Source organism: Gammaproteobacteria bacterium (assembly GCA_013003425.1).
Lineage (GTDB): Bacteria > Pseudomonadota > Gammaproteobacteria > Steroidobacterales > JABDKV01 > JABDJB01.
In genome coordinates this window covers 1-22,908 of the sequence record JABDJB010000044.1, presented here as the reverse complement: position 1 = coordinate 22,908, position 22,908 = coordinate 1, and the positions used below count along the sequence as shown (strand labels likewise).

Annotated in this window: 29 protein-coding genes; 19 read left to right on the top strand and 10 right to left on the bottom strand. The window is 60.3% G+C overall.

What is annotated here, in order from left to right; all coding sequences use genetic code 11:
* Window positions 1-32: 32 nt before the first annotated feature.
* Genes rplX through rplQ form a run of 16 tightly spaced genes read left to right on the top strand, consistent with a single transcriptional unit; the run spans window position 33 to window position 8,037 of the window.
* Window positions 33-347: a 50S ribosomal protein L24 gene (gene rplX / locus HKN06_06445; protein NNF60955.1), complete on the top strand. Its 315-nt coding sequence runs from the start codon at window positions 33-35 to the stop codon at window positions 345-347.
* A 58-nt stretch (window positions 348-405) separates the two neighbouring features.
* Complete coding sequence (gene rplE / locus HKN06_06440) at window positions 406-960, top strand: 50S ribosomal protein L5 (protein ID NNF60954.1); 555 nt, start codon at window positions 406-408, stop codon at window positions 958-960.
* Window positions 960-1,265 carry a 30S ribosomal protein S14 gene (rpsN, locus tag HKN06_06435; protein NNF60953.1) on the top strand — a complete coding sequence of 102 codons (306 nt, stop codon included), beginning with the start codon at window positions 960-962 and terminating at the stop codon, window positions 1,263-1,265. The genes rplE and rpsN overlap by 1 nt, the downstream gene beginning before the upstream one ends.
* A gap of 18 nt (window positions 1,266-1,283) precedes the next feature.
* Entirely contained in the window at window positions 1,284-1,673 is a 390-nt protein-coding gene (gene rpsH, locus HKN06_06430) for a 30S ribosomal protein S8 (protein NNF60952.1), read from the top strand.
* Window positions 1,674-1,684: 11 nt separating this feature from the next.
* Window positions 1,685-2,218: a 50S ribosomal protein L6 gene (gene rplF, locus HKN06_06425; protein NNF60951.1), complete on the top strand. Its 534-nt coding sequence runs from the start codon at window positions 1,685-1,687 to the stop codon at window positions 2,216-2,218.
* A gap of 9 nt (window positions 2,219-2,227) precedes the next feature.
* A complete protein-coding gene (gene rplR / locus HKN06_06420; GenBank protein ID NNF60950.1) occupies window positions 2,228-2,581 on the top strand; it encodes a 50S ribosomal protein L18 in 354 nt (117 codons plus the stop codon).
* 18 nt (window positions 2,582-2,599) lie between these two features.
* On the top strand, window positions 2,600-3,103 hold the full coding sequence (rpsE, locus tag HKN06_06415; protein ID NNF60949.1) for a 30S ribosomal protein S5: 504 nt from the start codon (window positions 2,600-2,602) through the stop codon (window positions 3,101-3,103).
* Window positions 3,104-3,109: 6 nt separating this feature from the next.
* Complete coding sequence (gene rpmD / locus HKN06_06410) at window positions 3,110-3,298, top strand: 50S ribosomal protein L30 (GenBank protein NNF60948.1); 189 nt, start codon at window positions 3,110-3,112, stop codon at window positions 3,296-3,298.
* Window position 3,299: 1 nt separating this feature from the next.
* Window positions 3,300-3,743: a 50S ribosomal protein L15 gene (gene rplO / locus HKN06_06405; GenBank protein NNF60947.1), complete on the top strand. Its 444-nt coding sequence runs from the start codon at window positions 3,300-3,302 to the stop codon at window positions 3,741-3,743.
* Between the two features lie 3 nt (window positions 3,744-3,746).
* Window positions 3,747-5,093 (top strand): preprotein translocase subunit SecY, encoded by a 1,347-nt coding sequence (gene secY, locus HKN06_06400; GenBank protein ID NNF60946.1) that lies wholly within the window; start codon window positions 3,747-3,749, stop codon window positions 5,091-5,093.
* A gap of 19 nt (window positions 5,094-5,112) precedes the next feature.
* Complete coding sequence (gene rpmJ / locus HKN06_06395) at window positions 5,113-5,226, top strand: 50S ribosomal protein L36 (GenBank protein ID NNF60945.1); 114 nt, start codon at window positions 5,113-5,115, stop codon at window positions 5,224-5,226.
* An 11-nt stretch (window positions 5,227-5,237) separates the two neighbouring features.
* A complete protein-coding gene (gene rpsM, locus HKN06_06390; protein NNF60944.1) occupies window positions 5,238-5,594 on the top strand; it encodes a 30S ribosomal protein S13 in 357 nt (118 codons plus the stop codon).
* 3 nt (window positions 5,595-5,597) lie between these two features.
* Complete coding sequence (rpsK, locus tag HKN06_06385; protein NNF60943.1) at window positions 5,598-5,984, top strand: 30S ribosomal protein S11; 387 nt, start codon at window positions 5,598-5,600, stop codon at window positions 5,982-5,984.
* Window positions 5,985-5,996: 12 nt separating this feature from the next.
* Window positions 5,997-6,617 carry a 30S ribosomal protein S4 gene (rpsD, locus tag HKN06_06380; protein ID NNF60942.1) on the top strand — a complete coding sequence of 207 codons (621 nt, stop codon included), beginning with the start codon at window positions 5,997-5,999 and terminating at the stop codon, window positions 6,615-6,617.
* A gap of 37 nt (window positions 6,618-6,654) precedes the next feature.
* Window positions 6,655-7,650, top strand: a complete 996-nt coding sequence (gene rpoA, locus HKN06_06375; GenBank protein NNF60941.1) for a DNA-directed RNA polymerase subunit alpha — start codon at window positions 6,655-6,657, stop codon at window positions 7,648-7,650.
* A 15-nt stretch (window positions 7,651-7,665) separates the two neighbouring features.
* Window positions 7,666-8,037, top strand: coding sequence for a 50S ribosomal protein L17 (gene rplQ / locus HKN06_06370; GenBank protein NNF60940.1), 372 nt, complete (start codon window positions 7,666-7,668; stop codon window positions 8,035-8,037).
* A gap of 405 nt (window positions 8,038-8,442) precedes the next feature.
* On the opposite strand, the gene HKN06_06365 is transcribed toward rplQ, so the two are convergent.
* Complete coding sequence (locus tag HKN06_06365) at window positions 8,443-9,297, bottom strand: pirin family protein (GenBank protein NNF60939.1); 855 nt, start codon at window positions 9,295-9,297, stop codon at window positions 8,443-8,445.
* A gap of 57 nt (window positions 9,298-9,354) precedes the next feature.
* Here HKN06_06365 and HKN06_06360 point away from each other — a divergent pair, with 57 nt between their 5' ends.
* Complete coding sequence (locus HKN06_06360) at window positions 9,355-10,251, top strand: cation transporter (GenBank protein NNF60938.1); 897 nt, start codon at window positions 9,355-9,357, stop codon at window positions 10,249-10,251.
* A gap of 1 nt (window position 10,252) precedes the next feature.
* The gene (locus HKN06_06355; GenBank protein NNF60937.1) at window positions 10,253-12,148 is read left to right on the top strand and encodes an ATP-binding cassette domain-containing protein; all 1,896 of its coding nucleotides are present in this window, start codon (window positions 10,253-10,255) and stop codon (window positions 12,146-12,148) included.
* Between the two features lie 168 nt (window positions 12,149-12,316).
* On the opposite strand, the gene HKN06_06350 is transcribed toward HKN06_06355, so the two are convergent.
* The 9 genes from HKN06_06350 to HKN06_06310 form a co-directional block, all read right to left on the bottom strand.
* On the bottom strand, window positions 12,317-13,633 hold the full coding sequence (locus HKN06_06350; GenBank protein ID NNF60936.1) for an ammonium transporter: 1,317 nt from the start codon (window positions 13,631-13,633) through the stop codon (window positions 12,317-12,319).
* A 25-nt stretch (window positions 13,634-13,658) separates the two neighbouring features.
* Window positions 13,659-13,997 (bottom strand): P-II family nitrogen regulator, encoded by a 339-nt coding sequence (locus HKN06_06345; protein ID NNF60935.1) that lies wholly within the window; start codon window positions 13,995-13,997, stop codon window positions 13,659-13,661.
* Between the two features lie 8 nt (window positions 13,998-14,005).
* A complete protein-coding gene (locus HKN06_06340; protein ID NNF60934.1) occupies window positions 14,006-14,626 on the bottom strand; it encodes a hypothetical protein in 621 nt (206 codons plus the stop codon).
* Window positions 14,627-14,797: 171 nt separating this feature from the next.
* Entirely contained in the window at window positions 14,798-16,096 is a 1,299-nt protein-coding gene (locus HKN06_06335; GenBank protein NNF60933.1) for an argininosuccinate lyase, read from the bottom strand.
* Window positions 16,074-17,033, bottom strand: coding sequence for an N-acetyl-gamma-glutamyl-phosphate reductase (locus HKN06_06330; protein ID NNF60932.1), 960 nt, complete (start codon window positions 17,031-17,033; stop codon window positions 16,074-16,076). Before HKN06_06330 ends, HKN06_06335 begins: the two co-directional genes overlap by 23 nt.
* A 10-nt stretch (window positions 17,034-17,043) precedes the next feature.
* The gene (locus HKN06_06325) at window positions 17,044-18,360 is read right to left on the bottom strand and encodes an acetylglutamate kinase (protein ID NNF60931.1); all 1,317 of its coding nucleotides are present in this window, start codon (window positions 18,358-18,360) and stop codon (window positions 17,044-17,046) included.
* Entirely contained in the window at window positions 18,357-19,436 is a 1,080-nt protein-coding gene (locus HKN06_06320) for an acetylornithine deacetylase (protein ID NNF60930.1), read from the bottom strand. Before HKN06_06320 ends, HKN06_06325 begins: the two co-directional genes overlap by 4 nt.
* Complete coding sequence (locus HKN06_06315; protein NNF60929.1) at window positions 19,433-20,641, bottom strand: argininosuccinate synthase; 1,209 nt, start codon at window positions 20,639-20,641, stop codon at window positions 19,433-19,435. The genes HKN06_06320 and HKN06_06315 overlap by 4 nt, the downstream gene beginning before the upstream one ends.
* A complete protein-coding gene (locus HKN06_06310) occupies window positions 20,638-21,642 on the bottom strand; it encodes an N-acetylornithine carbamoyltransferase (protein NNF60928.1) in 1,005 nt (334 codons plus the stop codon). Before HKN06_06310 ends, HKN06_06315 begins: the two co-directional genes overlap by 4 nt.
* Before the next feature lie 421 nt (window positions 21,643-22,063).
* Between HKN06_06310 and gltB the strand changes: the two genes are divergently transcribed.
* Window positions 22,064-22,908 (top strand): glutamate synthase large subunit (gltB, locus tag HKN06_06305; GenBank protein NNF60927.1); only part of this gene is annotated, 845 nt, incomplete at its 3' end.

The window sequence follows — 22,908 nt, the reverse complement described above, 5'->3', positions numbered from 1 at the left end:
AGATTATTTCGCTGGCCCCTGAGGTTCTCTAAGTGAATAAGATTAGAAAAGGCGACGAAGTCATCGTAACGACTGGCAAGGACAAAGGCCGTCGTGGCACTGTTTTGCAGGTATTTGATGATCAGCGCGTGCTGGTTGAGGGCGTAAACATCGCCAAGAAGCATATCAAGCCGAACCCGAATATCGGTGAGGCCGGCGGTATCAAAGATACGGCGATGCCGATGGATATTTCGAACGTACTCGTTTTTAACGCGAAGTCGAAGAAAGGTGAGCGAGTCGGTTTTCGCGTCGAAAAAGATGGCAAGAAAGTGCGCGTCTTCAAGAGCGGCGACGTAGTCGATATTTGATTGTGGGAGTACCCGAAAGGGCATAAACGCGCCCCAGCGCGCGATTTGAGAAAAGACAATGTCACGTTTACAGGAAAAATATCAGAGCGAGCTTGCTGGAGAAATTCAGAAGAAGCTCGGCCTGAAAAATTCGATGCAGGTACCTCGCATCACCAAGATCACGCTCAATATGGGCGTGGGTGAAGCCGTGGCCGACAAGAAAGTCATGGATTTTGCCATGAAAGATATGGAGAAAATCGCCGGCCAGAAGCCGCTGATGCGCCGTGCCCGAAAGTCGGTTGCTGCGTTCAAGCTCCGTGATGGCATGCCTATTGGCTGCAAGGTCACGTTGCGCCGCGAACGCATGTACGAATTTCTCGATCGCCTGATCAACGTTGCCGCACCGCGTGTGCGTGACTTCCGCGGCCTGAGCCCGAAGGCGTTTGACGGTCGGGGCAACTACAGCCTGGGCGTGCGCGAGCAGATTATTTTTCCGGAAATCGATTTTGACCAGATCGATACCACCCGTGGCCTGGATATTGCGATTACAACCAGTGCCGAAAATGACGAACAGGGCAGAGCGCTGCTCGAAGCGTTCAATTTCCCGTTCCGTAAACAAGGATTGAGTAGCTGATGGCTAAGACTTCAATGATACAGCGCGAGCGCAAGCGCCAGAAGATTGCGAAGCGGTGTGCCGCCAAGCGCGCGCTGCTCAAAGAGATTATTCGTTCGCCCAAGTCGTCGGATGAGGAGCGGCGCGAAGCGCAGGTGAAGCTGCAGAAGCTCCCGCGTGATGCCAGCCCGTCTCGGCAGCGTAACCGCTGCTCGATTACCGGCCGGCCGCATGGCTTTTATCGCAAGTTCGGCCTGGCGCGTAACAAGCTGCGTGAGGCAACCATGGACGGCGAGATACCGGGCCTGCGCAAGGCGAGTTGGTAGGAGTATTTAACGATGAGTATGACTGATCCTATTGCCGACATGCTGACGCGCATCCGCAATGCGCAATTGTCCGGCAAGGTCGAGGTGTCGATGCCCGGCACGCGCATGAAAAGCTCTATCGCGAAGGTGCTGCGTGACGAAGGTTATATCGACGATTTCCAGACCGGCAACGAAGACGGCAAGCCGGTGCTTAGCATTCGCCTGCGTTACCACCGAGGCGAACCGGTCATTGCCGACCTGCGTCGTGTGTCCCGTCCCGGCCTGCGTATTTACCGTGGCAAGGACGACCTGCCGAAGGTGATGGGCGGGCTTGGCGTAGCCATTGTTTCCACATCACGCGGTGTCATGACCGACCGCCAGGCGCGTTCCGAAGGGCAGGGCGGCGAAGTGCTGTGCGTGGTGTCCTAAAGGAAATTACGATGTCGAGAGTTGCAAAAATACCGGTCGAATTGCCCAAGGGCGTTGAGTTCAATCTCGCCAACGGGCAGGTGACCGTGAAAAGCGGCAAAGAGTCGCTGCAGATGAAGCTGCACCCGCAGGTGAAGATCGATCAGGACGAAAACCTGCTGACGGTGGCGGCCCAGGACGGTTCGCGTACGTCGATTGCGCTGGCCGGTACTACCCGTGCTCTGCTGAGCAACATGGTCACCGGAGTGACAAGCGGCTTTGAGCGCAAGCTTGAGCTGCACGGGGTTGGCTACCGCGCGCAGGCGCAGGGCAAAAAGCTGAACCTGACGCTGGGTTTTTCGCATCCGGTGGAATACGAGGTGCCGGAGGGGGTCACGATCGAGACCCCCAGCCAGACCGAGATTGTGGTCAAAGGCGCCAACAAGCAGGTGGTGGGTCAGGTTGCGGCCGATATTCGCGCCTACCGGCCGCCAGACGCATACAAAGGTAAAGGTGTTCGCTATTCAGATGAGCAGATCATTCTGAAAGAAGCGAAGAAAAAGTAGGCACTGACGATGGAAAAGAAAGTTACTCGTTTACGTCGCGCCAGGAAGTCGCGTGCCAAGATGCGCGATCTGGGGATCAACCGGCTCAGCGTTCACCGCACGCCGCGGCATATCTATGCTCAGATCATTGGTCCCGATGGCGGCACCGTGCTGGCAGCCGTTTCCACGGTCCAGAAGGATGTGGCCAAAGGTCTCAAGGCCACCGGCAACAAGGCGGCCGCCGAGGCGGTTGGCAAGGCAATAGCTGAAAAAGCCAAAGCAGCCGGTATCGAGAAAGTGGCTTTTGATCGTTCCGGTTTTCGTTACCACGGCCGCGTCAAGGCGCTGGCCGACGCAGCCCGCGAAGCCGGGCTGCAATTCTAGTATTTAAGGATTCGTTTTATGGCGAGAATGGACAATTCAGGCAACGACGAGCTGATTGAAAAGCTGGTTACTGTCAACCGCGTGGCCAAAGTAGTAAAGGGTGGCCGCCAGTTTGGTTTTACCGCGCTGACTGTGGTCGGCGACGGTGCCGGGCAGGTGGGTTACGGCTACGGCAAGGCGCGTGAAGTGCCGGTGGCAATTCAGAAGGCCATGCAGGCCGCCCGTCGTGCGTTGCAGGACGTGCCGCTGCGCGAAGATACGCTGCAGTACGCCATCGAAGGGCACCATGGTGCGACCAAGGTATACATGCAGCCTGCATCCGACGGTACCGGCATTATTGCCGGCGGGGCGATGCGCGCTGTTTTCGAATGCGCCGGCGTTCGTAACGTGCTGGCGAAAAGTTATGGATCGCGTAACCCGATTAACGTCGTGCGCGCCACCGTTAATGGCCTGACTTCGATGCGCTCGCCGGAATCGATTGCGGCAAAACGCGGCAAGCGGGTCGAAGACATACTGGACTGATGACAGATGGCTAAGAGCAAGACAATCAAGGTGACATTGATCAAGAGCAAGAGCGGCCGTCTCGCCAGCCACAAGGCTTGCGTGGCGGGACTGGGTCTGCGCCGGATCAACCACACTGTCGAGGTAATCGACACCCCGGAAAACCGCGGCATGATCAACAAGGTTTCGTACCTGCTGCGGGTAGAGGATGCCTGAAATGCGATTGAACACAATTAAACCGGCTGCGGGCAGCAAGCAGCGCGAGAAGCGGCTCGGACGCGGCCGTTCGAGTGGCCACGGCAAGACCAGCGCGCGAGGCCAGAAGGGCCAGAAGGCGCGCTCGGGCGGCTATCACAAGGTGGGCTTCGAAGGCGGCCAGATGCCGCTGCAGCGACGTCTGCCAAAGGTGGGCTTTCATTCGCGCAAGGCGCGCTACACCGGTGAAGTGCGTTTGCATGAAGCGGCCATAGTGGCAGCCGGCAACGATGGCGTGGTCGATATGGATGCGCTGAGAAGCGCCAATATCATCAGCGCATTTGCCAAGAAGGCAAAGGTCATCCTGTCAGGCGAAATCAATGATGCAGTCACCGTACGCGGTGTTGCAGTAACCAAGGGCGCCCGCGCTGCTATTGAAGCGGCCGGCGGCAAAATCGAGGGCTAACGAGTGGCCAAGGCACCAACAGCAGCATCCGCCGTACTGGGCGGCGAAGCGCCGAAGTTCGCGGAGCTTCGCAAGCGTCTGCTGTTCCTGGCCGGCGCGTTGATCGTTTATCGCATCGGTACCTTTGTGCCGGTGCCCGGTATCGATCCGGTCGCGCTGGAGCAGTTCTTCGACCAGATGGGGTCGGGATCTATCGTCAACATGTTCAACATGTTCTCGGGCGGCGCGCTGGAGCGCCTGAGTATTTTTGCCCTCGGGATCATGCCCTATATTTCCGCCTCGATTATCATGCAAATGATGTCGGTAGTGGTGCCGTCGCTGGCTGCGCTCAAAAAAGAAGGCGAGGCCGGGCGGCGCAAGATCACCCAGTACACCCGTTATGGCACCGTTGGCCTGGCGCTGTTCCAGTCGATTGCTGCTGCTTCGGCCCTGCAGACCCAGGGCGTGACGCTTTACCAGGGTCCACAGTTCGTGTTTATCGCGGCGACGACACTGGTTACCGGCACGATGTTCCTGATGTGGCTGGGCGAGCAGGTTACCGAGCGTGGCATCGGTAACGGTATTTCCATGATCATCCTGGCCAGCATTATCTCGGGTCTGCCGGCCGCTATCGGCGGCACGCTGGAGCTGGTTAACAACGGTTCGATGCATCCGCTGCTGGCGCTGACGCTGTTCCTGCTGGTGCTCGCGGTCACGTATTTTGTGGTCTTTGTCGAACGCGGTCAGCGTCGTATCACGGTCAATTACGCCAAGCGCCAGCAGGGTCGCAAGCTGATGCAGGCCCAGTCGAGCCATCTGCCGTTCAAGCTGAACATGTCCGGCGTGATTCCGCCGATCTTCGCCTCCAGTATCATCCTGTTCCCGGCCACTATCGCGAGCTGGTTTGGAACCCAGGAAGGTTTTGGCTGGCTGCAGAATATTGCCAGCACGCTGGCCCCGGGCCAGCCGATCTACATCCTGCTTTACGCGGCGATGATCATATTTTTCTGCTTCTTCTACACCGCGCTGGTCTTCAACTCGCGCGAGACGGCAGACAACCTGAAACGCTCCGGCGCCTTTATTCCCGGAATCCGGCCAGGGCGCCAGACCGGCGAGTACATCGACCTGGTGCTCACGCGCCTGACACTGTGGGGCGCGATGTACGTTACCGCCGTGTGTTTGCTGCCGGAGTTCATGATTTTGCAATTTAACGTGCCGTTTTACTTTGGCGGCACTTCACTACTCATCATCGTCGTAGTGGTGATGGACTTCATGTCGCAGATGCAGGCGCACATGATGTCGCACCAGTACGAGGGCCTGATGAAGAAAGCTAACCTGCGCGGCTATGGTCGCGCCGGCAGGGTCCGCTGAGGCGGATTGGGAGACCACGATGAAAGTACGGGCATCGGTCAAGAAAATGTGCCGCAACTGCAAGATAGTGCGGCGTAAACGGGTTTTACGCGTGATCTGTAAAGATCCGCGTCACAAGCAACGGCAGGGTTGAGGTAGCAGCTTATGGCACGTATTGCCGGCATAAATATTCCAGATCACAAACACACTGTGATCGCGCTGACGCATATCTTCGGTGTCGGTCGTACCACTGCAGCGAAAATCTGCACGGCGGCAGGCATAGATCCCAGCATGAAGATCAAGGATCTTGCTGAGCCTGAAGTGGACAAGTTGCGCGACGAAGTTGGCAAGCTCAGCGTCGAGGGTGACCTGCGGCGTGAAACAGCCATGAACATCAAGCGGCTGATGGACCTCGGTACATACCGCGGTATCCGCCATCGTCGCGGTCTGCCGCTGCGTGGTCAGCGCACCCGTACTAACGCCCGCACCCGCAAGGGCCCGCGCCGGTTAATCAAGAGATAAGTCATGGCCAAAACGACAACCACCAAAAAGAAAGTCAAAAAGACCGTGATCGATGCGATTGCGCACGTGCACGCGTCTTTTAACAACACCATCATTACGATTACCGACCGTCAGGGTAACGCGCTGTCGTGGGCCACGGCCGGCGGCTGCGGTTTCCGTGGTTCGCGCAAGTCGACGCCATTCGCGGCCCAGGTGGCAGCGGAAAAAGCCGGCAATGCGGCCAAGGATTACGGCGTGAAAAACCTGGAAGTCCGGGTAAAGGGCCCGGGCCCGGGGCGCGAGTCCGCGGTTCGTGCGCTTAATGCAACGGGCTTTCGCATCAGCTTCATCGCCGACGTAACACCGATTCCACACAACGGTTGCCGGGCACCGAAAAAGCGCCGGGTCTGAGGATTTAATTCAATGGCAAGATACACCGGACCAAAATGCAAACTGTCGCGCCGCGAAGGAACGGATCTGTTCCTGAAAAGCGGAGTGCGGCCGCTGGAAACCAAGTGCAAGTCGCAGGTGCCGCCGGGCGGGGCGCCACAGCGCCGGCCACGGCTGTCCGATTACGGGCTGCAGCTGCGTGAGAAGCAAAAGCTTCGTCGTATGTATGGCGTGCTGGAGAAGCAGTTTCGCGGTTACTACACGCGTGCGGCCGGGCAGAAGGGCTCGACCGGCGAGAACCTGCTCAAGCTGCTCGAGTCGCGGCTGGACAACGTGGTGTATCGCATGGGTTTTGCATCAACCCGCGCCGAGGCGCGTCAGCTGGTTCGGCACAAGGCGATTGTCCTGAACGAGACGACCGTAAACATACCCTCCTGCCAGGTGCAGGCGGGCGACATTATTGCCGTGCGCGACAAGGCGCGCGAGCAGGCCCGCATCGCAAATGCGATGAGTATTGCCAGCCAGGTAGGCCGGCCGGAATGGGTCGAAGTAGACGAGAAAAAGATGACCGGTACGTTCAAGGCGGTACCCGAGCGGGATGAGATCCTGCCGGATATCAACGAGAACCTGGTTGTCGAGTTGTACTCGAAGTAAACAGTTTTAGTCAGAAAGTATTCAACGAGAGGTTGCCATGCAGGCATCGGTAGCAGAATTTCTCAAGCCGCGTGTAGTCCGTGTCCAGTCGGTTACGGACCAGCGCGCCAAAGTGACAATCGAACCGCTGGAGCGCGGCTTCGGCCATACGCTGGGCAATGCCCTGCGGCGTATCTTGCTGTCGTCCATGCCGGGTTGCGCCGTCGTCGAAGCAGAGATCGACGGTGTCCTGCATGAGTACACCAGCATCGAGGGGGTGCAGGAAGATGTTGTCGACATCCTGCTGAACCTCAAGGAGGTTGCCATCAGCATGCATGCACGAGACGAGGCCGTGCTGAGCATTTCCAAGCGCGGACCAGGTGTGGTCACCGCTGGCGATATCCAGGGCGATCACGATGTCGAGGTGCTGAACCCCGATCATGTCATCGCCAATCTCACCAGCAGTGGTGAATTGAGCATGCGGGTCAAGGTGGTGCGTGGCCGAGGCTACACGCCGGCCACACAGCGGACTACTTTTGAAGACATTGCCGGACCGATTGGCCGGCTGCAGCTGGATGCTTCGTTCAGCCCGATTCGTCGCGTTTCGTACACGGTGGATGCCGCTCGTGTTGAGCAGCGTACCGACCTCGACAAGCTGCTGATCGATATCGAGACTAATGGCACCATCGACGCCGAAGAGGCGATTCGTCGGGCCGGTTCGATCCTGAAGGACCAGCTCAGCGTGTTTGTCGACCTGCAGGGCCAGGAAGATCGCGCCCGTGCCTACGCCGAGTCGCAGATCGACCCGGTGCTGATGCGTCCGGTCGACGAACTGGAGCTGACCGTGCGTTCGGCCAACTGCCTCAAGGCAGAGAGCATCAACTATATTGGCGACCTGGTGCAGCGCACCGAAGTGGAGCTGCTGCGTACGCCAAACCTCGGCAAGAAGTCGCTGACAGAAATCAAGGAAGTGCTGGCCAGCCATGGCCTGGCGCTGGGCACCAAGCTGGAAAACTGGCCGCCACCCGTGCTGCGCCAGGATACCCCGGCCTAACGTGGAATCAGAGCAATGAGACACAGAAAGTCAGGCAGACGACTGAACCGGAACAGCCCGCATCGCAAGGCGATGTTCCGTAACATGTCCACGTCGCTGCTGCAGCACGAGACCATACGCACCACGGTGCCGAAGGCAAAAGAGTTGCGTCGCGTTGTCGAGCCGCTGATCACCATGGCAAAGAAAGACGGCGTCGAGCGTCGCCGCCTTGCCTTTGACCGGCTGCGTGACCGCAAGGCAGTAACCAAGCTGTTCAACGAGATCGGCCCGCGTTTCAAGGACCGCCCTGGCGGCTACCTGCGTATCCTCAAGATCGGCAACCGACCCGGCGATGCCGCGCCCATGGCGCTGGTACAGCTGGTCGACCAGCCCGAATCATCCGACTAACGCTCACCAGGAGTACGACCTGAAAGCCGGCCTTGTGCCGGCTTTTTCTTTCTGCGAGGTTTCGTGGGAGCGGCTTCCAGCCGCGACTGCCTTGGAACAAGGGTAAGCGGCGGTCCCGATTTGCGTGTATCGAGACATGCAGAACGAACTTATCGCGTAGCGATTCCGTCGTGAGGCCGCAGGCCGAGCTGACTGTATTCTCTGTCGGCTCCGGCGGCGAAACCGCAGTCGCCGCCAGGAAACACTGTCTTCTCTCCCGCCGCACCATTAGCTGGTACGACCTCTGCAGGAGCGGCTTCAGCCGCGACTTGTCTGCGACCAGGTTGCTTCGTGGTAATGCGGGCGACTGGTCACGGGTAAGAGGTTAAAGGAAGAGTCGAACCGGCCGGGCCGGTTCGACGATCTTTAAGTCAGCGTGCCGTTTTGGTAGTCGTCGATTGCCTGGCGGATTTCTTCGTCGGTGTTCATTACAAAGGGCCCGCGTTGCACGATCGGCTCGTTGAGTGGCTTGCCAGCCAGCAACAGCATCCGGGTGTCGTGTTCCAGTGCGCATAGCCGCACGCGATCGCCATCATTCAGGACAGCTGCCGCCTGCGGGAAAAATTCTTTCTCGGCACCGGCCGGTCCGGTGACGGCACGTCCCTCGTAGACATAGACAAATGCGTTGTGCCCGGGCGGTACCGGGTGCTCAAAAATCGCGCCGCTGTCGAGGTGCAGGTCGAAAAAAACAGGTTCGGTCGTGAGGCCGCTGACTGGTCCGGTCGTGTTGCCGATCGGCGATTCGAGTGTCCCGGCGATTACCTTGGCCTGGCCGCCGGAAAGATCTGCCAGCGGAATCCTGGCCGCCGGCAGGTCGCGGTATTTCGGCTCGGTCATTTTCTCCGCCGCCGGCAGGTTAATCCACAATTGGAATCCGCGCATGCGGCCCTCATTCTGCTGCGGCATCTCGGAGTGGATGATGCCGCGACCGGCAGTCATCCATTGCACGCCGCCCTCGGTCAGTTCACCAACATTGCCCAGATGGTCCTCGTGACGCATGTGACCATCGAGCATGTACGTGACGGTCTCAAAGCCGCGGTGCGGGTGCGGCGGAAAGCCGGCAATGTAGTCATCCGGGTTTTCGGTGCCAAACTCGTCCAGCATCAGGAAAGGGTCGAGGCGCAGCGACGGCTGTGAGCCGAGGCTGCGCCGCAGCTTCACCCCGGCCCCGTCGGAGGTCGGGACCGAAGCAATAACCTGACCGAGAGTGCGTGTGGCCATGGCCTTATTTATACCTCAACCGGTGCCGGCACGCCCAGCCGCTGGTAACCTATAGCCATGCACGGGCACTCCCATGATTACGGCCGCGCTTTTGCTCTCGGTGTTGCGCTCAATATCGTTTTTGTCGTCATCGAGGCGGTTTTCGGTTTTCTGTCCGGTTCGCTGGCGCTGCTGGCAGATGCCGGCCATAACCTTGGCGACGTCATGGCGCTGCTGCTGGCGTGGGGAGCGCTGGCAATCTCGCGTCGCCAGCCCAGTGGCCGCCGTACCTATGGCTATCGACGCGCGACCATACTGGCGGCCGTTGCCAGTGGCGTCCTCTTGCTGGTCGCCATCGGCGGCATCGTGTGGGAAGCGGCCGGGCGGCTGCTCGATGCGCAGCCCGTCGACGGCATGACCGTAATTGTCGTCGCGGCCATCGGCGTCGTCATCAATTTCTTCACGGCGATGTTGTTTCATCGTGGCCGTGAGCACGACCTGAATATCCGCAGTGCCTGGCTGCACATGGCGGCCGATGCCGCGGTCTCTCTCGGCGTGGTGCTCGCTGGTGTGTTGATACTTGTCACCGGCAGTTTGTGGATTGACCCGGCGCTCAGCCTGGTGATCGCCGCTGTGATACTTGTTGCAACATGGCGGCTGTTACGCGAGTCAGTCGACATGGCGGTCGACGCGGTGCCGCGACATATCGACCCTGCCGAAGTCCGTCGCTACCTGCTGGGTCGCAGCGGTGTGAACGATGTGCATGACCTGCATATCTGGGCAATGAGTACGACCGAGACTGCTTTAACCGCGCACCTGGTGATGCCCGGTGCGGCTACCGATAGTTTCCTGCAGGACGTGACCACCGGGCTCGGCCGGCGCTTCCGAATTCAACACGCCACGTTGCAGGTAGAGCGTGGCGATGCCGGGGTGCGTTGTGCACCTTGCGAGCCTGGCCAGCGTCTTTCTGCCTGATATGCCACTGGTTCGACTCGATCGCCTGGCGCTGCGCTTTGGTGAACAGCAAATACTGAAGGATGCATCGCTGACGATCGAGGAAGGCGAACGGGTTTGCCTTGTGGGTCGCAATGGCGCCGGCAAGACAACCCTTTTTGGCATCATCACCGGCCAGGTTATCGTCGACGGCGGGGACGTGCAGGTACTGCCCGACCTGCGTATCAGCCAGCTGGAGCAGACCTTGCCACAACAGCTGAGCGGAACCGTGCGCGAGACAGTGGCCGGTGGACTGCAACGACTGCAGGCGCTGCATCGTGAATACAACCAGCTGTCGCAGGCAGATCTGGACAAGACCGGGCTGCGTGAGCTGGAAGCCCTGCACCGACGTATCGATGCCGCCGGCGGGTGGAACCTCGAACAGCTGGTCGACACCATCATCAGCGACATGCAGTTACCGGCCGGGCAGCGTATGGATCAGCTGTCAGGTGGCTGGCAGCGCCGGGTAGGGCTGGCGCGGGCCCTGGTCAGCAAACCCGACCTGCTGCTGCTGGATGAACCTACCAATCACCTGGACCTGGCCAGTATCGACTGGCTGGAGCATCGCGTGCGTGGCTACGACGGTGCGGTGATGTTTATTACTCATGATCGGGCATTCCTGCAAAAGCTTGCGACCCGCATTGTTGAACTCGACCGGACCCGGCTGGTCAGCTGGCCGGGCGATTACCAGAATTACCTGCGGCGGCGGGAAAAAGCGCTGGGCGACGAGGCAGTGGAAAACGCGCGTTTCGACAAGCGGCTGGCGCAGGAGGAGGCGTGGATACGCAAGGGTATAAAGGCGCGACGCACGCGCAATGAGGGCAGGGTACGCGCGCTGGAGGCGATGCGCGAAGAGCGGGCCGAACGGCCGGCGCGGCAGCAGACGGCGCGTATCAATATCGACGAAGCGGTGTCGAGCGGACGCAAGGTCATCCGGGCAAAGAACGTCTGCTACAGCTATAACAACGACAACCTGATCGACCGGCTGTCGCTGAAAATCATGCGTGGCGACCGAATTGGCCTGATCGGCAATAACGGTGTCGGTAAAAGCACCTTGCTGAAACTGCTGCTGGGCGAATTGCAGCCGCAGTCGGGCACGATAAAGCAAGGTACCGGCCTGGAAATCGGCTATTTCGGGCAGGAGCGGCAAGAGCTGGACCTGGAGAAATCCGTTGCGTACAACGTCGGCGAGGGCAGCGACTACATCACCATCAACGGCAAATCACGCCACGTCGTCGGCTACCTGCGTGGCTTTCTTTTTGACGTGAAGCGGGCGATGAGCCCGGTAAAGATACTCTCGGGTGGTGAACGTAACCGGGTCCTGCTGGCAAAACTCTTTACCCGTCCGACAAACCTGCTGGTACTCGACGAGCCGACGAACGATCTGGATGTCGAAACGCTGGAGGTTCTGGAGAACCGCCTGGTCGAGTACCAGGGCACACTGCTCGTGGTCAGCCACGATCGCCAGTTTCTCGATAATGTGGTCACCAGCATCCTGGTATTTGAGGCAGACGGTGATATTCACGAGTACGTCGGCGGCTACAGCGACTGGGCACGACGCGGCCGCGCGCTGGCAGAGGTGGATGACCCCGCACGGCGTGCGCAAAAACAGGCTCGCGCCGATGATCGTCAGCGGCGCAAGGAGGCCGCGCCAAAAAAGCTCAGCTACAACGAAAAACGCGAGCTGGAGCAGTTGCCGGCGCGTATCGAGTCGCTGGAAGCTGAGCTTGCGCAGCTGCAGGCGCAGATTGCCGGCGATGACTTCTACAGCCAGCCATATGAAAAAGTGCAGCCGGTGCTCGACCGCATGAGCGCTGTTACCAGCGAGCTCGACGCTGCAGCGGAGCGATGGGTTGAGCTGGAAGAAATCGCCACATAGGGGTGCATTTCGTGGGAGCGGCCTGTGGGAGCGGCCTGTGGGAGCGGCCTGTGGGAGCGGCCTGTGGGAGCGGCTTCCAGCCGCGACTACCTGCGACGATGCCGAAAAAAAAGCCTCCCCGCATGGGGGAGGCTCAAGGTATCGGGGATGATCTGCGATCCCCGGGGGTTAACTTTCAGACACGCGGGCCTGAGCGGCATAGGCGCCGTGCGATGAGAGCGGTGTAGTCCCGCCGCGGCCGGCACCAAGGGTGAACTCGGGATATGCCTCGAGACCGCACTCACCAACGTCAACACCTTCCATTTCTTCCTGCTGGGAAACGCGAATTCCCATCACTTTCCTGATAACGAACCAGACGATGAAGCTGGTAATGAATACCCAGGCAAAGATGACGGCAATACCAAGCAGCTGGGCGCCGAGCGATGCGTCGTCATTTGATAACGTAACCGCCAGCAGGCCCCAGATACCGACTACACCGTGCACCGAAATCGCGCCAACCGGATCGTCGATACGAATCTTGTCCAGCATCACAATAGACCCGACGACAAGCAGTCCGCCGACAGCGCCAATCGCCGTAGCCAGCAGCGGTGCAGGCGTCAGTGGCTCGGCGGTTATGGCGACCAGCCCGGCCAGCGCACCGTTCAGCGCCATGGTCAGATCAGCCTTGCCGAACCAGGCGCGCGCCAGTACTAATGCGGCGACCAGGCCGCCAGCCGCAGCCATGTTGGTGTTGACGAAAACGAGGGCCACGGCATTGGCCTCGCCGACGTCGGAAACCTTCAGTTCGGAGCCGCCATTGAAGCCGAACCAGCCCAGCCACAGGATAAACGTGCCGAGCGTGGCTAACGGCAGGTTGCAGCCGGGTATCGCCGAGATGCGACCATCCTTTGAATACTTGCCTGCGCGCGGTCCCAGCAACAGCACGCCAGCGAGCGCCGCAGCAGCCCCGGTCATATGCACGACGCCAGAGCCCGCAAAGTCGAGAAAGCCGGCGTTGTCCAGGAAGCCGCCGCCCCATTTCCAGAAGCCCTGCACCGGATAGATAAACCCGGTCATGACGACGGCGAAGGCCAGAAATGCCCACAGCTTCATGCGCTCGGCAACCGCGCCCGAGACTATCGACATTGCCGTAGCGACAAACACTACCTGGAAGAAAAAGTCGGATAAATTCGAGTAGTAGGGCGCATCGTCACCACCGGCCAGTACGGCCTCGGCAGTGTTGTCCTCAATGCCGAGCATGCCGATGCCGGGTATAAAGGAATTGATGCTGTCGCCATACATGATGCCGTAACCACACAGCATGTACATGATGCAGGCAATCGAGTAGAGGCCAACATTCTTGGTCAGGATTTCGGCGGTGTTTTTTGCGCGCACCAACCCGGCTTCCAGCATGGTGAAGCCGGCCGCCATCCACATGACCAGCGCCCCACACATCAGGAAATAAAAGGTGTCGAGCGCGTAGCTCAACTCGATGACTTTATCCACTTGCTGCTCCTGGTTTCTTTATTTACTAGATTGCTGCCGGGCCAATTTCGCCGGTTCTTATCCGGGTGGCATCGTCCAGGCTGGTAACAAACACTCTGCCGTCGCCAACTTTTCCGGTACGCGCGGCTCCAACAACTGCTTCGATTACATTGTTGTAAATATCGTCATGCACGGCGATCTCCATTTTTACTTTCGGCAGATACTCGACGCTGTATTCAGCACCGCGGTAGTACTCCGAATGTCCGTGCCGATGGTCGTACCCATCAACCTCGGTAACCGTTACACCGGTCACGCCAAATCGGACGCAAGCCTGGCGGACATCCTCCGCCATGTGCGGTTTGACGATGATCGTGATCAGCTTCACGGCGACGCTCAGCGGTTCAGATCAAAGCTTTTACCAATACTGAAGACGAGGTTGCTCTCGCCGCCACTCGCACCGAGTAGTGTGTTGTCGGAATAGATCAGGTCGACCGACAGGTCGATGCCATTGACCTCGGTGCCATAACCTACGCTGTAGTAATCGCCTTCAGCATCAGCGCCAAAGGTGCCGATAACGCCGTACAGGCCGCTGCCGTGCTCGAAGGAGGCTGACAGAAAGGTGTAGTCCAGGGTTGGCCCGGCGAAGTTATCGTATTCGCCGGCTGCAAAGTCGAGCGTTACGGCGCTGTGGCCAAGACTCAGGTTTAATTCGCGGTACGTATCATCGAAATCATCGGTGTAGAAGTAACCGGTGGCGCCTATGCCGAAACTGAAGCCGTTTACTTCCCAGCCGTAGCCACCGTAACCATCGATTTCAGCACCGACACCGACATCGGCTGCCCAGGTTCCGAGATAGAAGCCGCCGCTCTCGAAATCCACGCCGCCTTGTGCTGACGATGTGCTTTGCGGTATGCCACGAAAGATGTATTCGCTCTGCCAGCCGAGGTTTGCAGACAGCTCGGCACCTGCGGTCTGTGCTGCCAGCAGCATGGTAATGGTCACAATGCGTTTCATTTCGATTCCTCTGATGTTGTTGTCGCAAGCTGGCGGGCTTTGACGGCATACAGCAGGAATCGTGCCAACACCTAATTGGCATATGGGACAGGGGCTTAGATGCTCGGTGGCTGGCGCAGCGCACAATGTTGGCAGGGTGCCCCGGGCAAATGCACCATCAGGGTGCGCAAATCAGCCGGCGGCGAGCTGTTCCAGACGCTGCGCCAGCAGCTCCAGTCGCAGATTGCCCGCGGCGCCAGGCGAAACCCGTGCGTTGATGCTTTCCTCCGGCGAAGCGGTATCGCCGGCGTCAGGCGATGACTGCTTCACTTCGCGGTAGGCATCGCGAAATGCGGTGCCCGATCGCGCCAGGTCAATTGCCCGGTCGGTGGCATACATGGCCGGGTCGATAGCAGCACGCAGGCGCTTTTCATCGAATTCGGTACCGGCAACCAGGCGTGGCATCAGGGCCATAGCGGCCAGTCCGCGACTGAATCCACGCAGCAGCGGCCCCTTGGTGGCCTGCAGGTCGCGGTGATAGCCACTGGGCAGCGACAGAGTGTCGGTGATCTCCGCCGCGGCGCCCTGCACGGTGGCATGGGCGGCGCGCAGCAACTCCACAAGGTCCGGGTTGCGCTTGTTCGGCATGATGGACGAACCGGTGGTGTAAATGTCCGGCAATCGGACAAAATCGAATTCCGCACTGGTGAACAGGCTCAGGTCCCAGGCGTAGCGGCGCACGTCCAGCAGCGCCTGTCCCAGCGCCTGCAGTCCCTGCAGCTCGAACTTGCCACGACTGTTTTGCGTATACACCGGATTCAGCTGCAGCCGACCGAATCCCAGCTGCGCGGTGGTGTGGTCGCGGTCGAGCGGCAGGTTGACGCCATAACCGGCAGCCGTGCCCAGCGGATTGGCATCTATCCAGTCACGGGTTTCGCGAGCCAGCACAGCATTGTCGATGAATGCTTCTGCAAAGCCGGCGAACCATGTCCCGCAGGAACTGACCACTGCGCGCTGCAGATGCGTGTAGCCGGGCATCGGGCAATCCGCAGTGTCGGCCGCACGCTGCAGGCAGGCGGCGGCGGTGTGCTGGCAGGCCTGCTGCAGGTCAGCCAGCGCATCGCGCAGGTAAAGTCGCGTGGCCGTCAGCACCTGGTCATTGCGGCTGCGCCCGGTATGAACCTTGGCACCAATATCGCCAAGCTTCTCGGTCAGCCAGAACTCGATTGCCGAGTGGCCATCTTCGAATCGCTGGTCCAGTTCCAGCTGCCCGCTCTGGAATCGTTCGGCAATGTCAGTCAGCTCGTTCTGCAGCGCTGTTTGTTCGTCAGTGCTTAGCAGGCCGATGCGGGCCAGCCCGCCGACATGTGCCGCAGTGGCCTGGATGTCGTACAGCAGCAGCTCGCGATCGAGCATCACGTCTCCGCCAGCAAGAAAACGCATTACCTGCTCATCGGTGTTGCTGTCTTTACTGCTCCATAGCAAGCTCATCGCGCAGGCCCTCGAGTTCCGGCTGGCCACAGGCCAGGTTGATATTCTGCAGCGCCTGGGTTGCTGCACCCTTCAGCAGGTTGTCCAGCGTCGCGTAGACCACCAGGCGCGTCCCGTCATCAGACAATTGCCAGCCACCGACACAGGCCCGGTGTTTGCCGGCCGCCGCGGCTACCAGCGGCGTATCCGTGCTGACCTGCACCAGTGGTTCATTAAGGTAAGCCCCGTCGTAACACGCCGCGACGTCGTCGGCTGTCAGCGGCCTGTTCAGCGTCGCTGCCACCGTCATCGAGATGCCACGAAAAAACTCGGCCACGTGCGGCATAAAGCGTACTTCACGACCCAGTCGATGGCTCACCTCGCGCTCATGCAGGTGGCCGATCGGTTTGTACGGCAGCAGGTTTGCCGCCAGTACGGCCGGGTCATTTTTCTGTGACGGCGTGGTGCCCGCACCGCTGTAACCGGATACACCAAAGCAGTGGGGCGGCTGGTCGAGATGCTCAAGTAATGGCGCAAGCGCCAGCTGCATGGCGGTTGCGTAGCAGCCGGGGTTGCTGATCCGCCGGCTGCCCGCCAGTTCGTCGCGGTTATGCTCCGGTAAACCGTACTGCCAGTTGCTGTCAAAACGATGGTCGCCACTCAGGTCAACTATGATCCGATCCTGCGCAATCTCGCCGGCATATCTCGCAGCCAGGCCTTCCGGTAGCGCCAGCACGATGATGTCGGCATCGCGTCCGGCAACTGCCGCGGCATCCAGCGCCTCGTAACGCAGGCCCCGGTCCACGCCCGGTACCTGCTGGGCGATATCCTCGCCGGCAAACTGGCGCGAGCTGGCATAAGCCAGCTGCAGCGCAGGGTGACCGGCAACCAGGCGCAACAGTTCCCGACCGACATAGCCGCGTGCGCCGACCAGCCCCAGTTTCAGTTTGCCACTCACGCGTACTCCTTCACTGCAGGGTCTCGCCGGCTGCCATGGCGTGATCGACACAACGACCGATTGCGCCCATGTCTTTCAGCCCGTACCAGTAGACATTCCATTGCTCGCCCTTGATGCAGCCGTCGCTGTGCTCAAAGTAAAATCGGTTTATCGGGTTATCCGGGCGCGCACGCCAGAACAGTTGCGGGTGTTCGGTCCGCAGCCGTCGCCACAAAGCGCTGCCGAGCCCCTCGCCGCGCGCCTTGTCGGTCACCACAAACTTGTCCAGTCTTGGCACCGGCCCGCCGCGTACGATGATGGCGGCGGCACGATAGCAATCGCTGATATAGGCGGCGGTCAGTCGGGTCTGCTCCATGTAGTCATCGACAAGCCGGCGGCCAAAGCTCGACTCGACCAGTTCGCGCAGCTTCGGCACATCGACTGTATCCCAGTCTTGATGCGCCTCCAGCCGCTCACCGAGCCGCACAAAGGTGCCCGAGCCGCGATGGGTGAACAGCTCCCGCGCCAGCAGCGCCGGACGGGTAATCGATACCGATGAGGTCGGCGGCAGGTCGCGCAGCAGGTCATTGATCTGTTCGATCTTCAGTCGCATGCCGGAATGCAGCCAGTCCTGGCTTATCAGGCGCTCGTACTCGGTTACCAGGTTTATCGACGGAATAATCCGGCCGTCAGCATTAAGTATGCCGCCGGTGCCGGTGAGGAAAACAATCTTGAGCGGTTTGACAGTGCGCACCAGCGCCTGGGTGGCGACGTCGGCATTGACGTTGACGATCTGGCCGTCGGCTGTTTCGCCCAGCGGGGAGAGCACCGGCAGAACGTGTCCCTCGAGTGAATGGCGCAGCAGTTCCGGGTGCACCTTGTTGATCTTGCCCACCATGCCGTATTTGCCGCGGTCGAGCAGCTCCGTTTCGAATACACCGCTGGTAATAGAGACGGCATTGGTTCCCGCATCGCGCAATGCCTTGACCAGCGCGAGGTTCTCGCGCATGAACACCTGGCGGGCGGTATTTAATACGGCCGGCGAGGTAACCCGCAGCCCGTCACGGATTTCGCTGTCGATCCCGCGTTCGGCCAGCGCAGCATTCAGCTGCGGGCCGGCACCATGCACGACAATCGGGGTTAGCCCGACCTGTTGCAGGAAAATCAGTGCCGAGGTCAGTTCATCCAGATCAGTTTGCAGCGTCGATCCGCCAATCTTTATCACCGCAAACTGGTTGGCATCCAGATCCGAGTAACGTCGCAGGTACTGCTGGATTTCCTTTTCGCTGCCGATGTTGTCCAGCAGCCGGCTGATTACGCTGCGCACCTGCCGGTCAGGTTTGTTCATGACAGCAGCCTCTTGTAGCTTGCAATGACCTGGTTGAGTTGCTCGAGGGCTACCCACTCATCCGCGCTGTGTGCCTGGGCAATGTCGCCCGGCCCGTAAACCAGCGTGTTAAGACCGGATGCGGAAAACAGCGCCGCTTCAGTCCAGAAATCTACAGCGTCGCCAGGCTCCAGCCCAAGACGTTGCGCCAGTTCCCGCCCCGGTGCCAGCGATGCGCCGGAGTCGGCCGGCAGCGACGGCTGCCGGAACAGCACCTGGTAACCTTCGAGTTCGTGCGGTTCGGCAAGCTGGAACAGCTGTTGCAGCAGCGCATCGATGTCGCTGCCGGGCAGCGGCCGCATGCCAAAGCGCACGACGGCTTCGGCAGCAATGACGTTGGGTTTTACGCCGCCTTCGATGCGGCCGATATTGAAGCGCAATCCCTGCAGGTTTTCCCATTCCGAGTCGCCGGCGGAACTGGCAAATTCGAGTGCGCGATTGCCCCAGCGCATCGCACGATGTATGGCACTGTCGTCCTGCGCCCGACTGTTGCTGGCATGGCCGGCAATGCCGGTGAAAGTTATTTCGGCAGAAGCAATGCCGCGATGCGCCAGCACTGCCCGCGCGCCGGTCGGTTCGGCCACCACCACGTTGGCGAAACCATGATCGGTGGAAAGAAACTCGCTGACGCAGCGGCTGCGGCCATGCTCTTCATCCGAGCTGAACAGCAGGGCAACCGCTCCGTCGGTGGCCGCCGCCGCCGTCAGCATGCAGGCAGCCGCCCCTTTTATGTCGCAGGCGCCAAGGCCGGTTGCACGGCTGTCGTTCAGGCGCAGCCTGAACGGGTCGCCGCTCCAGTTGCCGCTGGCAGGCACCGTGTCTATATGAAAATTAAACAGCACATCGGGCTGGCCGCGGGTTGCCAGCAGGTTGATGCAGCCGTCACCGAAATCCTGCAGGTCCAGTTCAAAGCCGGTCAGGTGGTCGCCCAGGTAGGCAAACAATCCGTCGGGCCCGATCTGGCGTGGCGGATTCTGCGTATCGCAGGCCACCAGCGCTGACAGATGCTGCAAGGTTTTTTCCAGGTCAGCGTTCAATCCGCATTGCCCCGCTTGTTCGTTGCGTGCCAAAGCGCGCTGCTTTGGCCAAACAGCTTGATGAAACCCTCCGCTTCGCTGACCGACCAGCCGGCTGACTGGGCATAGGTCGCGTTGTCGTCGACCAGTAATTTGTCGGAGTCGATCGCGACCGCGTGCACATTGCCGCCGGCAGTCTCGAGCGTGACGGTGCCGCTAACGCTGCCCTGCGAGGCGCTAAGGTACGCTTCCAGGTCGCGCTTGAGGGGCTCGTAGAAAAAACCCTGGTACACCAGCTCGCCCCACTGACGGGCAACGACCGGCTTGAAGGCATTCTGGTGACGCGTGCTGGTTGCCTCCTCAAGTGCGCGATGGGCAACGTGCAGAGCAGTCAGGCCCGGTGCCTCATAAACAATGTGTCCCTTGAGTCCAACACAGGTGTCGCCGGTGTACAGGCCGCGGCCAACGCCGTAGGCACCGAAACGCCGGTTCAGTTCCGCCAGTAGCGCGGCGCCGCCAATGGCCTCACCATCAAGTGCCACCGGGATGCCGGCGTCGAAAGTCACCTGCGCCCGCAGCGGTTGTTCGGGCCACTCGCTGCGTGGCCGGGTCAGCTGCCAGGTATCGGGCCCCGGCGCCTCCCAGCGGTCGATCTCGGCACCGGAAATCGTCACCCCCAGCAGGTTTTCATTGATGGTGTAGGTTTGCGTCTTGTCACGCACATCGATACCGCGATCGGCCAGGTACTGCTTTTCGAACTCGCGCACCTGCAGGCCTTCCTGCTGGATCTCGCGGATCGGCGCGATGATGTTGTAATCGCCCAGCGCTCGCACCGTGAGGTCAAAGCGCACCTGGTCATTGCCCATCCCGGTACAGCCGTGGGCAAAGTTGCGTGTGCCGACTTCATCGCAAAGCTCCAGAGCCTTGCGCACGATAATGTAACGATCGGAGCACAGCAGAGGGTACTGGTCCTGGTACCAGCCGCCGCTGTGCACCAGCGGCACGACGACTTCGTTCCAGATATCCGCCGAAGCATCGGTGGTTACGTGCCTGGCGGCGCCAAGCTCTGTAGCCCGGCTGGCAATATAGTCGCGCTCGGCTGCATCCACCCCGCCGGTATCGACGAACAGGGTGGTCACCTCGAAGCCGCGTTCGTTCAGCCACGGCACGCAAAAACTGGTATCCAGACCCCCGGAAAATGCCAGTACTATTTTCTTGTCAGTCATAGGTTCTCTCCGGCCAGGGTGGTCATCAGTGCCTTTTGCACGTGCAGGCGGTTTTCTGCCTCGTCGATGGCAACACAATAATCAGCATCCATTACCGCGTCGGTGGCCTTGACGTTGCGGCGCAGTGGCAGGCAGTGGCTGAACAATGCGTCGCTGGTCCGCGCCATCTTCTGCTCATCAACGATAAAGTGCCGATGAGCGTCTCGCACCGGTTTTTCCTCGTCCCAGCGGCCGAAGTAGGGCAGCGCGCCCCAGCTCTTGGCGTAAACCACATCGGCGCCGTCATATGCCTGATCGATTTCGTGGGAAACCTCGACACTGCCACCACTTGCATGAGCGTTCGTCGCAGCGGCATCCATGTACCGCGCGTCCAGCAGGTAGTCCCGGTTCGGGCACAACAGCGTCACGTCCATGCCAAACTTGCTGGCAATCAGCAGCGCCGAGTTGGCAACCGCAGTGTTCAGCGGTTTTGGGTGATACGTCCAGGTCAGTACAAACTTGCGTTTTGCCACAGTGCCGAGTTTTTCCTGCAGCGTCATCATCAGGGCAAGCTCCTGGCACGGGTGCACGATGCTTTCCATGTTAATGACCGGAACGCTGGCATGGCGGGCGAATCCCTGCAGCACCCGGTCCTCGCGATCTTCGGACCAGTCCTGGAACTTTGGAAAAGCCCGCACCGCGATCAGGTCGCAGTAGCGTGACAGCACCGCCGCGACTTCGGCAACGTGTTCTTCGGCGTCGTCTTCCATGACCTGGCCGGGACGAAATTCGATTGGCCAGGCATCGCGTCCCGGTTGCAGCACTACGGCATGTGCGCCCAGCTGGAATGCGCCGAGCTCGAACGAGGTGCGGGTTCGCATCGACGGATTGAAAAACACCAGTGCAATCGATTTGCCCGCCAGCGGCGCGCCCGGTGCGCCACGCTTGAATGCCGCCGCGCTGTCCAGCAGCTGCTGCAGCCCGTCCTGTGACCAGTCTTCGGTGGTCAGGAAATGTCTCATGCCCTGGCTTACTCCCGTCAAAAAAAACCCAGCCATCTGGCTGGGTTTTTGAAAGCTCTTCCGATTACCTGCGTCGCGTTCACCCAGCCGTGCATCTGCCTCCGGTACGGCGTCGCGGGGTCCTGACAATCGCGGGTATCGTATAATTCATGATCAGATGTTTGATATCACAGGCCTGCTATGGCCGCAAGCCCGGTTACGCGGGATTGCTCAAGCTCCGTCTTAACTGTGGCTTGCCTTGACTGACACATGGGCGGTATCTTCGACCGTTACTGCGAAGTCCCGCCACTGGCCGGCCAGGCCAGCTCGAACAGATAAATATTGGTAATACAGGGGGTTTCCTGTCGCTACGAACGGGAACAACGGGTTATATCGCGACGAATTCGAGCGCGACAGCTGCGGCTTCGGCCTGATCGCCCAGATGGACGACCGGCCCAGCCATGCGCTGGTGCGTTCGGCCGTCCGGTCTTTGTGCCGGCTCACGCATCGCGGGGCAGTCGCGGCCGACGGCAAGACCGGTGACGGCTGCGGGCTGCTGCTGAAGACACCGGAGCCTTTCCTGCGCGCGACGGCCGCGGCGGCAGGGATCGATGTGGCCTCGCAATTCGCCGTCGGACTGGTGTTTCTCAACCCGGATCCGGCACTGGCGGCCACGGCGCGTGAGCAACTCGAGGCCCAGCTGCGGGCGGCCGGACTGGAGCCGGCCGGCTGGCGCGTGGTGCCGGTTGACGCGGAGGCCTGCGGCGCAACGGCGCTGGCCACCCTGCCGCAAATCGAACAGCTGTTCGTCAATGCCGCCGGCGGCATCGATGGAAATGAATTCGAGCGCCGCCTGTTTATTGCCAGGCGCTGGACCGAGAACACGCTGCGCAAGGACGACCCGGTGTTCTATGTGGCCAGCCTGTCGGCACGCACGCTGTCGTACAAGGCCATGGTAATGCCGGCGTTTCTCGACACGTTTTACCCGGATCTGAAAGACCCGGCACTGGAGAGTTCAGCCTGCGTATTCCACCAGCGTTTCTCCACCAATACGCTGCCGCAGTGGCGGCTGGCGCAGCCGTTCAGGTATCTCGCGCACAACGGCGAAATCAACACCATCCAGGGCAACCGCAACTGGGCGCAGGCACGCGCCAGCGTGTGGCAGCTGCCCGGTGTGCCGGACCTGGCAGAGCTGGGCCCACCGGTTTCCATGGAAGGGTCCGATTCGGCATCGCTCGACAATATGCTGGAGATCATGATTGCCGGGCAGATGGACATGCTGCAGGC

Bases quoted from the DNA above. Each gene is read 5' to 3' on its own strand.
- HKN06_06315 (NNF60929.1), bottom strand. From the start codon at position 20,641: ATGACTGACAAGAAAATAGTACTGGCATTTTCCGGGGGTCTGGATACC.
- rplO (NNF60947.1), top strand. From the start codon at position 3,300: ATGCGATTGAACACAATTAAACCGGCTGCGGGCAGCAAGCAGCGCGAG.
- rpmJ (NNF60945.1), top strand. From the start codon at position 5,113: ATGAAAGTACGGGCATCGGTCAAGAAAATGTGCCGCAACTGCAAGATA.
- rplQ (NNF60940.1), top strand. From the start codon at position 7,666: ATGAGACACAGAAAGTCAGGCAGACGACTGAACCGGAACAGCCCGCAT.
- rpsD (NNF60942.1), top strand. From the start codon at position 5,997: ATGGCAAGATACACCGGACCAAAATGCAAACTGTCGCGCCGCGAAGGA.
- HKN06_06325 (NNF60931.1), bottom strand. From the start codon at position 18,360: ATGAACAAACCTGACCGGCAGGTGCGCAGCGTAATCAGCCGGCTGCTG.
- rpsN (NNF60953.1), top strand. From the start codon at position 960: ATGGCTAAGACTTCAATGATACAGCGCGAGCGCAAGCGCCAGAAGATT.
- rpsE (NNF60949.1), top strand. From the start codon at position 2,600: ATGGCGAGAATGGACAATTCAGGCAACGACGAGCTGATTGAAAAGCTG.
- HKN06_06360 (NNF60938.1), top strand. From the start codon at position 9,355: ATGCACGGGCACTCCCATGATTACGGCCGCGCTTTTGCTCTCGGTGTT.
- rpmD (NNF60948.1), top strand. From the start codon at position 3,110: ATGGCTAAGAGCAAGACAATCAAGGTGACATTGATCAAGAGCAAGAGC.
- rpoA (NNF60941.1), top strand. From the start codon at position 6,655: ATGCAGGCATCGGTAGCAGAATTTCTCAAGCCGCGTGTAGTCCGTGTC.
- HKN06_06310 (NNF60928.1), bottom strand. From the start codon at position 21,642: ATGAGACATTTCCTGACCACCGAAGACTGGTCACAGGACGGGCTGCAG.
- HKN06_06365 (NNF60939.1), bottom strand. From the start codon at position 9,297: ATGGCCACACGCACTCTCGGTCAGGTTATTGCTTCGGTCCCGACCTCC.
- rplE (NNF60954.1), top strand. From the start codon at position 406: ATGTCACGTTTACAGGAAAAATATCAGAGCGAGCTTGCTGGAGAAATT.
- rpsH (NNF60952.1), top strand. From the start codon at position 1,284: ATGACTGATCCTATTGCCGACATGCTGACGCGCATCCGCAATGCGCAA.
- rplR (NNF60950.1), top strand. From the start codon at position 2,228: ATGGAAAAGAAAGTTACTCGTTTACGTCGCGCCAGGAAGTCGCGTGCC.
- rpsM (NNF60944.1), top strand. From the start codon at position 5,238: ATGGCACGTATTGCCGGCATAAATATTCCAGATCACAAACACACTGTG.
- HKN06_06335 (NNF60933.1), bottom strand. From the start codon at position 16,096: ATGAGCTTGCTATGGAGCAGTAAAGACAGCAACACCGATGAGCAGGTA.
- rpsK (NNF60943.1), top strand. From the start codon at position 5,598: ATGGCCAAAACGACAACCACCAAAAAGAAAGTCAAAAAGACCGTGATC.
- HKN06_06340 (NNF60934.1), bottom strand. From the start codon at position 14,626: ATGAAACGCATTGTGACCATTACCATGCTGCTGGCAGCACAGACCGCA.
- rplF (NNF60951.1), top strand. From the start codon at position 1,685: ATGTCGAGAGTTGCAAAAATACCGGTCGAATTGCCCAAGGGCGTTGAG.
- HKN06_06355 (NNF60937.1), top strand. From the start codon at position 10,253: ATGCCACTGGTTCGACTCGATCGCCTGGCGCTGCGCTTTGGTGAACAG.